The sequence below is a fragment of the Guptibacillus hwajinpoensis genome, from assembly GCF_020171785.1.
GTDB lineage: Bacteria > Bacillota > Bacilli > Bacillales > Guptibacillaceae > Guptibacillus > Guptibacillus sedimenti.
Genome location: NZ_JAIVAE010000002.1, coordinates 220,266 through 234,078 on the forward strand (window position 1 = coordinate 220,266; position 13,813 = coordinate 234,078).

Consider the following 13,813-nt stretch of genomic DNA (forward strand, 5'->3'; position numbering starts at 1 on the left):
AAAAGGTCCATTCATCCCTTTATTGCTAGGGACGAATGGACCGTGGTGCCACCCTGCTTATCCAGTAAGACTGGATCACTTTATGGTAATGAATACCGCTAGTGGTAACGTGAATGCTCACGCCAATGCCTACTTACTCGTTCAGCAAAGGGGCTCAGAAGTCCATTCCAAAACGTGTGTTACCTGTTTTCACCAACCACAGGCTCTCTATAAACACATCAATTTGTACTACTCTTCCTCAAAGCCGTTCTGTATCCTTCTTCCTTACTAGTATAGCGCAATGATTTCATTCGATGCAACAAGTTAGCTACTGAATAAGAGCAATGGAAATGATAATCGTAATGATTGTACAAAAAGCACCAGCAAGTAGAAGAGGATAAGTAATGGGGTTATCATAATCCAGCTGATATTTAATTTCAGAATGATCTTCTTCAATCATTTGGCGTTTAGCTGTATTTCGAAAATAGCGTTTAAAGGAATAGACGATGCCATCGAAGAAGCCAGTCTGAACCACATGAAGAGTTGCACCAATTAGTAACATTCCGAGAGCAATCATAAAGAGAATATCGGATACTGGCTGTAAGGCAATTCCTTCATCAGATGTAATCGATATGATCATTGAAGCAACAATAGCCAGGAAAACCAGTATACTTGACTTAAATGTAAGTGATTTCATAGTAACCCCCAATTATCTTTCTATTATTAAGTATAAAAAAAGAATGGGTCAAGAACAATAAACAAAAGAAAAAAGCGTAGAATATGTAAGGACTTTACACACCGTTCATATTTCAGAATATTTTGCGACATGTATACAGTATACACGAACGTATACTATATACTTTCAGGTAAGGGGGGTAGATAGATTTTCATACATTTCTCTGTAAAATTTAAAATGTTACCCATAAACCAGAGAATTTATACCAGGACTAAAGAACTATTTTCTGTTATGCAAACGTAATGGTGACGCGGTTTTTGTAAATCAGTGTAAAAATTGTGTATGCAAAATAGTTAGAAAACTTGTATAATACGAGTTGTGGGCGAAACGAATCAAAAAAATCTCTCGTAAATTGTTGGATAATTTGATGAATTTCGTCATGCGGATTACTAGCTTTTATAGCTACATATTTTAAGGGAGGTCACACAGCATGAAGAAATCAAGATGGACGCTTGTCCTATCTCTTGTGCTTGTATTGAGCGTATTCCTGTCGGCTTGCGGCGGCGGCTCAAACAACGGGGGGAACAGTGGAGGAGAAGGCGACGGAGAAGGCGGTTCTGCTGAACAAGTACTTAACTTAGTAGAAACAGCTGAAATTCCTTCAATGGATACAACTCAAGCTACTGATAACACATCTTTTAAAGCAATGAACCAGGTTTTCGAAGGACTTTATCGTCTTGACGAAAATAACGAGCCTACACTAGGTATGGCTGCTGACGAACCAGAAGAAGAAGAAAAAGATGGTGAAACTGTTTACACATTCACAATTCGCGATGACGCTAAATGGTCTGACGGATCTGATGTTGTAGCAGGTGATTTCATCTATGCTTGGCATAAAGCACTAAATCCAGATACAATTTCTCCTTACGCTTCTATGTTTGGTACTGCAGGAATCAAGAACGGTAATGCAATCATTACTGAAGGCGATCCTCTTTACGGTAAAGTAGAAGAGCTTGGAGCTAAAGCAGTAGACGAGAAAACACTTGAAATTACTGTAGAAAATCAAGTTCCTTATTTCAAATCATTGCTAACTTTCGCAACTTTCTATCCACAACCAGAAGGTTATGCTGAAGAGCAAGGCGATAATTTTGCACTAGAAGCTGACACGATGCTTTATAACGGACCATTCGTATTTGCTGAGTGGAATCACGGTGAAGGCTGGACTTATGAAAAGAATCCTGAGTATTGGGATGCTGAAACTGTAAACCTTGAAAAAGTTACTACTAAAGTTGTACAAGATACAGCGACAACAGTTAACCTATACGAAACAGGCAAGATTGACCGTGCAGGTCTATCAGCTGACTTCGTCGATCAGTTCAAGGACAACGAAGAGTTCTCAACTCTTGTCGATCCTACAATGTACTTCATGCGTTTGAACCAAGAAAGAGAAGAACTAGCAAACAAAGATATTCGTAAAGCACTTTACCTTGCATATGACCGCGAAGGACTTGTAAATGTTCTTCTTAACAACGGATCAATTGCAGCTAAATATTTCGTTCCAAAAGACTTTGTAAAAGGTCCAGATGGCGATGACTTCCGCGAATTCGCTCCAGACGGTTTCTATGCTGATCAAGGTGAAGAAGAAGCGAAAGAAGCATGGGAAGCTGGACTTGAAGCGTTAGGTACAGATTCTGTTGAACTTGAATTCCTAACAACTGATAACGAGCTTGCTGCGAAAATTGCAGAATATGCAAAAGATCAGTTTGAAACAAAGCTTGATGGCCTTACTATCACAATCAACAAACAGCCTTGGAAACAGTTCCTTGAGCTTGAAGATTCTGGTGACTTTGATATCTCAACTGGTGGTTGGGGACCTGACTATCCAGATCCAATGACGTTCCTTTATATGTTTGAAACAGACGGTGAATATAATCGCATGGGTTACTCAAGCGAGAAGTATGACGAGTTAGTTTCAGGAGCTAAGAAAGAAACTGATGAAGCGAAGCGTTGGAAAATGATGCAAGATGCTGAGAAAGTTCTAATGGAAGAGGACATTGCAATCGTTCCTACTTACCAAAAAGGTAACGCAATCCTTAAAAAAGATTACGTAAAGAACTTCTATGTTCACTCATTTGGAGCTGACTCATCTTACAAATGGATTAAGATTGAAAAATAAGTTTAGATTTTCAGGAGAGTATATGTCATCCTGACATATACTCTCTTTTTTACCTGTAATAAGAAATATGTCGAAAAGTAACCTAGATATGAAATAGATAGAAAATTTATTCTAGTGAAATTCCATTTTTCGACTTATAATAAACAGGCAGGTATCTTTTGAGGAGGTTGGTTGTAGTGGGACGTTATATTGGCGGAAGAATCATCTCAATGTTGATTACCTTCCTAATTATTGCTTCGCTAACATTTTTTCTAATGAAGCTTCTCCCTGGTACACCGTTTAATAACCAGGATAAGCTAACAGAAACACAAATTGTTCAATTGAATGATAAATACGGTTTGAACGATCCTGTTCCTGTACAGTACTTCAATTATATGAAGAATCTATTATCAGGTGACCTCGGTGTTTCCTTCCAGCAGGATGGCCGTGAAGTATCAACAATTATCGGTGAGCGTATTGGACCATCTGCCTACCTTGGATTGCAGTCCTTAGTAGTAGGAACAATTATTGGTCTTTTCCTTGGAATCATTGCAGCATTAAAACACAATTCTTTCCTTGATTATGGAACAATGGTGATTGCCGTTCTAGGTATATCTATTCCAAACTTCGTTATCGCTGGCCTTATGCAATATTGGTTTGGTGTAAAATGGCAGCTTTTACCAGTAGCATACTGGGATGGCTTCGCCTATACGATCATGCCAACAGTTGCAATAGCTTCGATTGTTGTCGCAACAATAGCTCGTTTTATGAGAACGGAAATGTTAGAAGTTCTTGGACAGGACTATATTACAACAGCGAAGGCAAAAGGCTTAAGTAGCACAGCGGTTGTTATTAGACATACAATCCGTAATGCTTCTATACCTATCATTACCATTATGGGACCACTGGTTGTAGGTCTAATGACAGGTACTCTCGTAATTGAGCAAATTTTTGTTATTCCAGGACTTGGTGAAAAATTCGTTAACTCGATTTTAACAAACGATTTCCCGATTATTATGGGTACAACGCTTTTCTTTAGTATATTATTCATTGTTGTTATCTTATTGGTAGATATTCTGTATGGAATTATTGATCCTCGAATTCGTTTAGCGGGAGGTAAGAGTTAATGAGTATGAAACAAGAAAAACTACACGACCTCTCAGACGACATGTTTCAACCCGCTAAAATTGATTCATCTGAAAATGAACAAATTGCTCGTGAAAGTACTGGGTTTTGGAAAGATGCATGGAGAAGGTTGAAGAAAAATCCTGGTGCAATCACCGGGTTAATCATTATTGTTGCGATTATTTTACTTGCCATTTTTGGTCCAGGAATGAATGAACACTCATATTCTGAGCAGGAGTTAACGCGTGCAAAGCTTCCTGCTAAAGTACCGGTTCTAGAAAATATTGATTTCCTAGGTGTTAACGGTGTTGATATTCGTGGAACCGATCAGTATGAAGCAAAAGGTTATGAAGATGAGTATTTCTGGTTCGGTACAGATGAATTTGGTCGTGACCAGTGGACGCGTGTATGGCAGGGAACACGTATTTCACTATTCATTGCAGCAGCAGCAGCGTTTATTGACTTTGTAATCGGTGTCGCTTATGGTGGGATCTCTGCTTACTACGGGGGACGAGTTGATAATATCTTACAGCGCATAATTGAAGTGTTAGTTGGTATTCCAAACTTAATTTTGATTATCCTCTTTATTCTAATATTTGAGCCTGGAATATTCTCAATCATCCTTGCTTTATCCGTCACCGGTTGGATAGGAATGTCAAGAATTGTTCGAGGGCAAGTATTAAAGCTGAAATCACAGGAATTTGTTTTGGCTTCACGTACTTTAGGCGCTACAAGTGGACGAGTGATCGGAAAACACTTAATTCCAAACGTACTTGGACAAATTATTATTACGACAATGTTTACAATTCCAAGTGCGATTTTCTTCGAGGCGTTTCTAAGCTTTATTGGACTAGGATTACGCCCGCCAGAGGCTTCACTTGGCTCTATTATTAATAACGGATTTAGAAGTCTACAAATTTATCCGCATCTTGTGCTCTGGCCATCTATTATCATTTCATTGATTATGATTGCCTTTAACCTTCTTGGTGACGGCCTTCGAGATGCATTTGATCCAAAGCTACGTAAATAGGGGGGAATTAGAATGGAAAAGATTCTAGAAGTGAACAATTTGCACGTCTCCTTTGATACGTTTGCTGGAGAGGTACAGGCGGTTCGTGGAGTAAACTTCCATTTAAATAAAGGTGAAACATTAGCAATTGTAGGAGAGTCAGGATCAGGTAAATCCGTTACATCTAAAGCGGTTATGCGTTTGATTCCAAACCCTCCTGGACGTATTAAAGAAGGTGAGATCAAGTTCGGCGATCGTGATCTTGCTCAGCTGTCCGAAAAGGAAATGCAAAAAATTCGTGGATCTGAAATCTCAATGATTTTCCAGGATCCAATGACATCATTGAACCCAACCATGACGATTGGAAAACAAATCATGGAAGGGTTAGTAAAGCATCAAAACATGAGTAAGTCTGAAGCGAAAGAACGTGCGATCGAGCTTTTGAAACTTGTTGGTATTCCAAATGCAGAGGGAAGAGTGAATGAATTTCCTCACCAATTCTCTGGTGGTATGAGACAGCGTGTTGTTATCGCGATTGCGCTCGCGTGTAATCCACGTGTTCTTATTGCGGATGAGCCAACAACAGCTCTTGATGTAACGATTCAGGCGCAAATTCTTGAACTATTAAATGACCTTCAAGAAAAAATGGGTACGTCGATTATCTTTATTACGCACGACCTTGGGGTTGTAGCAAATATTGCAGATCGTGTAGCTGTTATGTATGCAGGTAAAATCGTTGAAACAGGAACTGTTGATGAAATCTTCTACAACCCTCAGCATCCTTACACTTGGGGACTTCTTGGTTCGATGCCAAGTCTTGATTCAACAGATGAAGAGTTAATTGCGATTCCAGGTTCACCTCCAGATCTTCTTGATCCGCCTAAAGGTGACGCATTTGCGCCACGTAATCCTTATGCGATGAAGATTGACACGGAGATGGAACCACCTTTATTCAAGATTTCAGATACGCACTATGCCGCTACATGGCTATTGCACGAGAAAGCACCTAAAGTAGAACCACCTGCAGCGATTAAAAAGCGGATGCAGGGTATGGCTCCAAGCGAGCCGATCATTGGCGCGAAAGATGGTGGGAAGAATGTCTAGTCAAGAGAAACTATTAGAAATCAAAAACTTGAAGCAGCATTTTAAAGTAGGCAAAAGCACTGTAAAAGCTGTTGATGGTTTAACATTTGATATTTATAAAGGTGAGACGTTCGGGCTTGTTGGTGAGTCTGGTTGTGGGAAATCGACAACTGGACGAACGATTATTCGCCTTTACGATGCAACAGATGGTGAAGTTCGTTTTAATGGTGAAGATGTTCATGGAAAGAAGTCTGCAAAAGAGCTTAAGAAGTTTAACCAAAAAATGCAGATGATTTTCCAGGATCCATATGCTTCGTTAAATCCGAGAATGACCGTTTCTGATATTATTGCAGAAGGAATTGATATCCACGGTCTTGCAACGTCTAAGAAAGCTCGTATGGACAAAGTGGTTGAGCTTCTTGAAACAGTAGGATTGAACAAAGAGCATGCGAACCGCTACCCTCACGAATTTAGTGGTGGACAAAGACAGCGTATTGGAATCGCTCGTGCTCTTGCTGTAGATCCGGAGTTTATCATTGCGGATGAGCCAATTTCTGCACTAGATGTTTCGATTCAAGCACAGGTTGTTAACTTGATGAAGAAGCTACAGCGTGAAAAAGGCCTAACGTATTTGTTTATTGCGCATGACCTTTCGATGGTGAAATACATCAGTGATCGTATTGGAGTAATGTATCGTGGTCAAATTGTAGAGCTAGCTGAAAGTGAAGAGCTTTACCGCAATCCGTTACATCCTTATACGCAGTCGCTCCTTTCTGCGATTCCACTTCCGGATCCAGAATACGAGCGCTCAAGAAGGCGTAAAATCTATGATCCTGAAAAGCATCTTCCTAAAAATGGAGAAGAACGTATCCTACGTGAAGTGATGGAAGGCCACTGGATTGCTTGTACAGAAGAAGAGTATCAAAAGTATCAGGTAACAGTTTAAAAGTTAAAGGACCGCATTTCAACTGAAATGCGGTCCTTTTCTATGATGCTTTTTTGTTTTTAAATTTTGTTACAAGATAAGCGATGTACAAGATGAGTGGTACGATCAGAAATCCTTTAATATAAAGGGATAAGTCAGTGTATAGCGAATAGTCTACTAAAATAAGACCACATAGAATAAAAGTGGAAATGAGTAAACTAAGTTTCAATTTAGACATAAGAGCTCCTTTTGGATGGTAAAGTTTTAAATTAAGCTAGCGGTAAATACAAAATAGGTCTTTTAAAGAGGAGGTATTGTATGATTTTTTACGCATTTAACTCTGATTTTGATAACGAAACACTCGAATCAATCAGGTCTGAAAACGTCATAAGAGTCGAAAAAGCACCTTCCCCTCATTCTACAATATACCTTTTTGAATCAAAAGATCAAACAGTTGGTTACGTGTGGATGGAAAGTTTATCAGAGTGCATGGAGTTATTAGAGTTTTTTTATAAAGGATCAGAAGAAAAAAGATGGGGTCTTTATGATTTTGTGGTTAAGTTAGCTGAAAAAAAGAGAAAAAAAGCAATTAGAATGAAAACGCCGGCTAATGAAATGGGAGAGAAGTTTCTTAAAAAGTGGGGAGGGATGGTGGTGGAAAGGGATGAAAGGGGGATGGTCATTGAAATCCCTTTCCTATGCGAATGGGAGTAAGTCTATACACTTTGCTGCCACTCATTTTGATTGTTTAAACCACTTTCAATCAAGTCATCTAATGCCTTAAGCTCAGCTCTTGCTTCTTCTTCAGACATCACTTTGTAATGGTGTTTGCCACCGGGCTCTTCGTCAGCTTCATCAGCCATAGCGACGACTTCTTGCAAAGCATTACGATTAACGGTACCCATAAAGTAAGAATCTGTATGAAAAAGAATGGCGACGGCAATTTCTTTAGCTGATACAGGATTTTCACCGAGGCGAATAAGCATTTTGTGTGCTCGCTCAGCTCCCTTAATTGCGTGAATGTCATTTTGTTTATATAAATTATAGTCCCACTGCCCATTGCGGTACCATGTATAGTGACCAATATCGTGAAGTAAAGCTGCTTTTGTCGCAAGATCGGGATTAACCTCATGCTTATTTGCAAAATGATAAGCGTGTTTGGCCACGGTAATCGCATGAGCCAGTCCAGCTCGTTTTAGGTATTTTCGTGCAAATGGAAGTTGGAAAATATCTGATAAGGTGACGTTTCTCATGTTAATGGCCTCCTAACTTTCTTGAATTTATTTTTCTAAACATCATACCATTTAGAAAAAAATAAATCAATCATAAGTGTTCACGAAAAAGACATGAGAAATTTTACTGGAAGTTCTTTCAAAGCCTGGTTATTCGTCTTATAATAGAGGAGGCAAACTAATTAAAGGGGAGAGAAGCTGTGCGTATTTTTAAACTTGGGTTGAAAAGCCTGCTCGCGTCATTTTTGCTATTTTCTGTGTTCGGACAACCTGTATTTGCAGAAGATGCACGATCCGCGACAAATCTTAAAGGTTTTGAATTAGAAAACAAAGAATTAACACTTCCAGATCGTCTTCCAAGATTTGTTTATGATTCTGGACTGGATTTTAAGTACCCAGATGCAGTACGAGGTATTTATGTAACAGGAAATTCAGCTGGGGGAAGTCGTTTTAGTAAGCTCACGGAGTTCGTGAATTCAACAGATCTAAATGCAATGGTCATCGATATTAAAGATGATTTTGGAAACCTTACATATGAACCAAAGAAGGACTCGCCATTAGCAGAGTATGAGATTGGGAAACCTTATATGAAAGATCCTCGCAGCGTATTAGAGGAAATGGAGAAAAATGAAATTTATCCAATTGCGAGAGTAGTAGTTTTTAAGGATACTGTGCTTGCGGAAGCGAGACCAGAACTTTCCTATAAAGAAGGTGGTTCTGTTTGGAAAAATGGACGCGGAGAAGCATTTGTTAACCCATTTAAAGAAGAAGTGTGGGATTATAACGTAGAAATTGCAATTGAAGCAGCTAAAATGGGCTTCAAAGAAATTCAATTCGACTACGTTCGTTTCCCAGAAGGATTTGAAACACGCGAAGATACATTAGAGTATTCGATGGGCAAGTATGCCGATATGGATATGGACAACGTCCAAAAGCGAGTTCAAGCTGTCACTGATTTTGTGGAGTATGCAAATGCTAAGCTTGAACAATATGATGTTGATGTATCGGTTGATATTTTTGGCTACTCAGCGACGATTCCTGAAGCACCGGGAATTGGACAAAACTTCTCTAAAATTTCAAGTAATGTTGATGTGATTTCGTCTATGATCTACCCAAGTCATTGGGGATCTTACTTTGGTATCGCTAAGCCGGATCTTGAGCCATACAACTTAGTGAACGAATATGCGAAGGTAGAGAACGAAGTGTTAGGTAAGCTTGAAGAAGCACCTACAAGTCGTCCTTGGATTCAGGATTTTACCGCGAGCTATCTTGGTAGCGGAAATTATTTAAACTATGGTAAAGCGGAAGTTGAAGCACAAATCAAAGCTTTAAAGGACAACGGCATTAATGAATTCCTACTATGGGATGCGAGTAATAGTTATACCAAAAACGTCGATTATACACCATGATTTCAAGAAAAGACCGCCAATGATGGCGGTCTTTTCTAATTAGTTAGGATCATTCGATAATTTCTTTCAGTTTTTTTGACTACGATGAAGTGGTTTCTGAAAAATATTCTTTTTCTTTTGGAAAAGGAGACGACCTGAAGCATTTAAAAATATTGCAATAAAAGCTGTAAAAGTAATAAGCAACGCAGCTAATAAAAGAAATTCACTAATAAAATTCATGTCCTTCCTCCTCCTTTCTTCTTATAGTCTGAGTGTACTAAATGTTTACTTATTTAAGAAGAGGGGAAAATAACGATTAGCATGTCTAGCACTATTTTACTGGATAAATGTGTTATACTGATAGTGAAGAATTAATTATAAGGGAGTAGATCAATGAACTGGTATGAGAAGCTGAAGCAATATTTCCCCATTGAAGAGATGAAATCAAAAGAGCATATGGACTTGCTATTGGAAGAAAAGGGTGACATTTACAATAAGGACGAGGGACCGCACCATGTTCTAATGTATGCCGATCTTCCTGATTTCATATTCGTGGACTATATTTTCGTTTCCAGGGATGCCAGAGGTCAGGGGCTAGGAAAGAAATTAATTGAACAATTGAAAGAAAAGCAAAAACCAATTATCCTTGAGGTTGAGCCAGTTGATTATGAAGAAACCGATACCGAAAAAAGACAGCGCTTTTATCTTCGAGAAGGTTTTAAACATGCGAAGTCAATTGGCTATCGTAGAAGATCCCTTGCTACGAACGAGATTAATGAAATGGAGATCTTATACTGGTCACCAAGTGAAGCTGGTGAGAAAGAAGTATACGAAGCAATGAAACACACGTATCAAGAGATTCACACATATAAGGATAAACAGCTTTATGGTGAATCGTATCAGCCGGTAGAAGAAGTGTTGAGTCTTAAAGAAGAGAAGGAACTTATCGAAGAATAAGAGTACTGTTTTCGATCAGGAGGGAAACTTCTTATGAAGAATCGGGAGAAGAAAAAGCAAAAGAAGCGCGAATGGTTGAAGGATTTATTGAAAAGACGTTGGAAAACCTGGAAACCGCAGTCTTCGAAAGAGCCCGCCTCAAATACGAGAACATCTGCTTAATGCTAGCGATTATAAAAACCGAAAGCCTATGATGGCTTTCGGTTTTTTTTATTGATTCATTTCAATTTTCTTCTCTTGTCGTTTTTGGCGACGAAGGTCAATTAGGTAATACACTACTGGAATAAAGACTAGCGTAATAAAAGTGGCAACACTTAGCCCAAATACAATGACAATCGCCATAGGCTGTTGAATTTCAGTTCCTTCTCCAAACCCAAGCGATAGTGGTACAAGACCAAGGATCGTTGTTAAGGCCGTCATGAGGATTGGTCTTAAACGAGTAGGTCCAGCTTCTAAAATCGCTTCTCGAGTGTTCATTCCTGTCTCACGTAGCTTATTAATATAATCTACAAGGACAATTGCGTTATTTACAACGATCCCAGTTAAGATAAGCATTCCGACGAGCGATCCTACGCCAAGAGGCTGGAAGGAGATAAGCAGCCCAAAAATAATACCGATGGCGGTTAATGGGACAGAGAACATGATGATAAAGGGATAGAGAAAGGATTCAAATTGTCCAGCCATCACCATATACACTAGAACAATAGCAAGAGCGAGTGCTCCAGATAATTTAAAGAAAGCATCATTCATTTGTTCATCTTGACCACCAAACGTGATTTTATAAGAATTACCTGGTAGCGGAACGTCTTTAACAAGCTTCTCGCGAATTTCGTCGGTTACTGTTCCGAGGTCTCTACCTAACAAACTGGCTGTAATTTCAACTTGTCTTAGTCGATCAGTACGTGTAATTTCTGAAGGACCTAAACCTCGCTCGATTTCAGCGACAGCGGAAAGAGGAACTTTTTCACCGGTTTGTGTTTCGATAAGTAGACTCGAAAGTGATTCTAATGAATCTGTATATTTATCTTCGACTGCAAGGCGAATGTCCAGTTGGTTTCCGTCTCGAGCAAGATTACTCGCAACAAGTCCGTTCGTTGCATTTGAAATAGCGGTAGAAATTTGAGAACTTCCGATTCCATAACTAGCTGCCTTCTCGCGATCAATGAGGATTTGAACTTCAGGATTGTTGGATTCAATACTAGAAGTTGGTTCTCTTACGCCATCAACCTCTGAAATGCTTTCCATCACATCATCTGATAGCTCTTTAAGAACATCGAGATCTGACCCAATAATATTAATCGAAATCGGATCGGCACTAAATCCAGAGTCACTTGCAGAAACAGATATATCAGCATTTGGAATATCTTTCAGTTTCTTCCTTATATCCTCTGCTACTTCTAAATCAGATTGCTCACGCTCATTAATAGGCACGAGCAGTACGCTATAAGTAGCTCGATTCGTCTGGCTCCCTGCACCAATGCTAAAGTTGTCAGAACCTCCCGCCGTTAAATAAGAAAGGTCAACTTCAGGAATGGAATTTAATACGTCATCAATTTCCTCAGTAACGTTCTCGGTTGCATCTAACGAACTTCCTGCAGGCAAATTAGCTGATATATTTACGAAGCTTTGGTCCTGTGCCGGCAGAAACTCCGTACCAATAAAAGGGGTTCCTGCTGCAGAAATGGCTAATAGCAAGACGGTGAAACCGACCGTCTTTTTAGGATGAGATAAGGTTTTATCTAACGCCCGTCTGTACCAATTGTTTACACGATCGAATTTTAGTTGGAAAATGGATTTTGATTCATTTCGATTCATTAATAGTGATGAAAGCAAAGGTACAATAATCAGAGCTGTAAACAACGATGCCAATAAAGAGAATGTTACAGCAAGCGCCAGTGGTTTAAAGAGCTGAGCGGCAAGACCAGTAACGAACACGATTGGCAGGAACACAACGACGGTTGTGAGTGTAGATGCAATAATAGCGCTACCTACTTCTTTTGTTCCTTCTACAGCTGCTTCTTTCAGTGATTTTCCTTCTTGTCTTAACCGGTAGATATTCTCGAGAATAACGATCGAGTTATCGACCATCATTCCAACGCCGAGCGCCAGGCCTCCCAATGTAAGAAGGTTAATGGTTTGGCCGGAAAAGTACATTAAAATAAATGCCCCTACGATCGAGATTGGAATGGATAGACCAATAATCAACGTGCTGCGAATGTTTCGTAAAAACAAATAAAGCACTGCAGCTGCTAAGAGGCTTCCAATGATAATGTTCCATACAACTGCACGAATGGATTGATTAATAAATTTAGCTTGATCAAACACCGTTTTAATTTCCATATTTTCTGGAAGAGAAGGCTGGATTTCCTCAAGCTTTTCATTAACTTGTTTTACGACTTGAACCGTATTTGCACCTGATTGCTTTTGAATTGAAAAGCCAATCGCTGGTTCACCGTTTAGGAAACTTTCTTGAACAGCAGGTTTCATCATCTCTTCAATTTCAACGAGCTGGTTAAGCTTTACCGTACCATTTTCTGTTGGAACGGATAGATTTTTTAAGTCATCTACAGATTTAAATTCACCAGTCACTCGGAGCGGTAAGTTCTTATTTTCGGTTTCGATGGACCCGCTCGGTAGGTTAAGATTTTCTGAGCCAATGAGCTGCTGCAAATTTGTTAGTGTAACCCCATATTGGCTAAGTTTATCAGGATCAGCCGTTAGTCGTATTTCTTTTTCAAGCTGTCCTTCAATGGTAACGGCAGCAACTCCAGGGACGGAGTCAAGTGATGGTTTAATTTGATCTTCAATCACCTTTTTAACAGCGGTAAGGTCCTCTTCTGAGCCGGCAACACCAAGCTGCATAATCGGGATGTCACTTGGATTAAATCGCAATACTTTTGGGATTGGAACTTCAGATGGAAGAGAATCTCTCACGGCATCAATTTGTTCTCGCATATTAAGGGTTGCAAAATCCATGTCCGTACCCCATTCAAAAGAAACGAGGATTAACGCTCCGCCATTTTGTGAGACGGAAGAAATGCTTTCGACATTTGGAAGAGTCCCCATAACATTTTCAAGAGGGGATGCGAGTAAATTCTCAACCTCTTCAGGTCCAGCTCCTTCATAAGTAACGGTAACCGCAGCAACAGGAAACGTTAAATCTGGAAAAAGGTCGACCGGCATGTTTCGAAGTGAAACGGTTCCGATGATGAGAATGAAAATAATGACCATCCCCATGGCAATGGGGCGAAACACGGAAAGCTTAGCAATATTCATATGGACTC

General features: G+C 39.5%; 13 protein-coding genes and 1 other annotated feature. Of the genes, 9 read left to right on the forward strand and 4 right to left on the reverse strand.

Annotated elements, in window-relative coordinates:
* Positions 1 to 24: 24 nt before the first annotated feature.
* Positions 25 to 251, reverse strand: a binding site (T-box leader).
* Positions 252 to 307: 56 nt separating this feature from the next.
* Positions 308 to 676 (reverse strand): DUF3899 domain-containing protein, encoded by a 369-nt coding sequence (locus LCL91_RS01560; RefSeq protein ID WP_224879383.1) that lies wholly within the window; start codon positions 674 to 676, stop codon positions 308 to 310.
* Positions 677 to 1,145: 469 nt separating this feature from the next.
* Here LCL91_RS01560 and LCL91_RS01565 point away from each other — a divergent pair, with 469 nt between their 5' ends.
* The 6 genes from LCL91_RS01565 to LCL91_RS01590 all read left to right on the forward strand — a co-directional run bounded on the left by LCL91_RS01565 (position 1,146) and on the right by LCL91_RS01590 (position 7,666).
* Positions 1,146 to 2,831 (forward strand): peptide ABC transporter substrate-binding protein, encoded by a 1,686-nt coding sequence (locus LCL91_RS01565; protein WP_224879386.1) that lies wholly within the window; start codon positions 1,146 to 1,148, stop codon positions 2,829 to 2,831.
* Between the two features lie 176 nt (positions 2,832 to 3,007).
* Complete coding sequence (opp3b, locus tag LCL91_RS01570) at positions 3,008 to 3,937, forward strand: oligopeptide ABC transporter permease (RefSeq protein ID WP_369522931.1); 930 nt, start codon at positions 3,008 to 3,010, stop codon at positions 3,935 to 3,937.
* Between the two features lie 5 nt (positions 3,938 to 3,942).
* Positions 3,943 to 4,965, forward strand: coding sequence for an oligopeptide ABC transporter permease (gene opp3C, locus LCL91_RS01575; RefSeq protein ID WP_224880151.1), 1,023 nt, complete (start codon positions 3,943 to 3,945; stop codon positions 4,963 to 4,965).
* A 12-nt stretch (positions 4,966 to 4,977) separates the two neighbouring features.
* Positions 4,978 to 6,048 (forward strand): ABC transporter ATP-binding protein, encoded by a 1,071-nt coding sequence (locus LCL91_RS01580; RefSeq protein ID WP_224879389.1) that lies wholly within the window; start codon positions 4,978 to 4,980, stop codon positions 6,046 to 6,048.
* Entirely contained in the window at positions 6,041 to 6,973 is a 933-nt protein-coding gene (locus tag LCL91_RS01585; protein WP_224879390.1) for an ABC transporter ATP-binding protein, read from the forward strand. Before LCL91_RS01580 ends, LCL91_RS01585 begins: the two co-directional genes overlap by 8 nt.
* A 297-nt stretch (positions 6,974 to 7,270) precedes the next feature.
* Positions 7,271 to 7,666, forward strand: a complete 396-nt coding sequence (locus LCL91_RS01590; RefSeq protein ID WP_224879391.1) for a hypothetical protein — start codon at positions 7,271 to 7,273, stop codon at positions 7,664 to 7,666.
* 2 nt (positions 7,667 to 7,668) lie between these two features.
* Here the strand turns inward: LCL91_RS01590 and LCL91_RS01595 are convergent, their stop codons facing one another.
* Entirely contained in the window at positions 7,669 to 8,205 is a 537-nt protein-coding gene (locus tag LCL91_RS01595) for an HD domain-containing protein (protein ID WP_224879393.1), read from the reverse strand.
* A 179-nt stretch (positions 8,206 to 8,384) separates the two neighbouring features.
* Between LCL91_RS01595 and LCL91_RS01600 the strand changes: the two genes are divergently transcribed.
* On the forward strand, positions 8,385 to 9,593 hold the full coding sequence (locus tag LCL91_RS01600) for a putative glycoside hydrolase (protein WP_224879395.1): 1,209 nt from the start codon (positions 8,385 to 8,387) through the stop codon (positions 9,591 to 9,593).
* Between the two features lie 66 nt (positions 9,594 to 9,659).
* Here LCL91_RS01600 and LCL91_RS01605 read toward each other — a convergent pair whose 3' ends face one another.
* Positions 9,660 to 9,812, reverse strand: a complete 153-nt coding sequence (locus tag LCL91_RS01605) for a hypothetical protein (RefSeq protein WP_224879397.1) — start codon at positions 9,810 to 9,812, stop codon at positions 9,660 to 9,662.
* Positions 9,813 to 9,965: 153 nt separating this feature from the next.
* Here LCL91_RS01605 and LCL91_RS01610 point away from each other — a divergent pair, with 153 nt between their 5' ends.
* Complete coding sequence (locus LCL91_RS01610) at positions 9,966 to 10,529, forward strand: GNAT family N-acetyltransferase (RefSeq protein ID WP_098443131.1); 564 nt, start codon at positions 9,966 to 9,968, stop codon at positions 10,527 to 10,529.
* Positions 10,530 to 10,562: 33 nt separating this feature from the next.
* Positions 10,563 to 10,691, forward strand: a complete 129-nt coding sequence (locus LCL91_RS21955) for a hypothetical protein (RefSeq protein WP_255462008.1) — start codon at positions 10,563 to 10,565, stop codon at positions 10,689 to 10,691.
* Positions 10,692 to 10,739: 48 nt separating this feature from the next.
* Here LCL91_RS21955 and LCL91_RS01615 read toward each other — a convergent pair whose 3' ends face one another.
* A complete protein-coding gene (locus LCL91_RS01615) occupies positions 10,740 to 13,805 on the reverse strand; it encodes an efflux RND transporter permease subunit (RefSeq protein ID WP_224879399.1) in 3,066 nt (1,021 codons plus the stop codon).
* Positions 13,806 to 13,813: the final 8 nt, after the last annotated feature.

Excerpts from the sequence above, each read along its gene's own strand:
- LCL91_RS01590 (WP_224879391.1), top strand. The coding sequence starts at position 7,271 with ATGATTTTTTACGCATTTAACTCTGATTTTGATAACGAAACACTCGAA.
- opp3C (WP_224880151.1), top strand. The coding sequence starts at position 3,943 with ATGAAACAAGAAAAACTACACGACCTCTCAGACGACATGTTTCAACCC.
- LCL91_RS01585 (WP_224879390.1), top strand. The coding sequence starts at position 6,041 with ATGTCTAGTCAAGAGAAACTATTAGAAATCAAAAACTTGAAGCAGCAT.
- LCL91_RS01595 (WP_224879393.1), bottom strand. The coding sequence starts at position 8,205 with ATGAGAAACGTCACCTTATCAGATATTTTCCAACTTCCATTTGCACGA.
- LCL91_RS01605 (WP_224879397.1), bottom strand. The coding sequence starts at position 9,812 with ATGAATTTTATTAGTGAATTTCTTTTATTAGCTGCGTTGCTTATTACT.
- LCL91_RS01610 (WP_098443131.1), top strand. The coding sequence starts at position 9,966 with ATGAACTGGTATGAGAAGCTGAAGCAATATTTCCCCATTGAAGAGATG.
- LCL91_RS21955 (WP_255462008.1), top strand. The coding sequence starts at position 10,563 with ATGAAGAATCGGGAGAAGAAAAAGCAAAAGAAGCGCGAATGGTTGAAG.
- LCL91_RS01560 (WP_224879383.1), bottom strand. The coding sequence starts at position 676 with ATGAAATCACTTACATTTAAGTCAAGTATACTGGTTTTCCTGGCTATT.
- LCL91_RS01565 (WP_224879386.1), top strand. The coding sequence starts at position 1,146 with ATGAAGAAATCAAGATGGACGCTTGTCCTATCTCTTGTGCTTGTATTG.
- LCL91_RS01615 (WP_224879399.1), bottom strand. The coding sequence starts at position 13,805 with ATGAATATTGCTAAGCTTTCCGTGTTTCGCCCCATTGCCATGGGGATG.
- LCL91_RS01580 (WP_224879389.1), top strand. The coding sequence starts at position 4,978 with ATGGAAAAGATTCTAGAAGTGAACAATTTGCACGTCTCCTTTGATACG.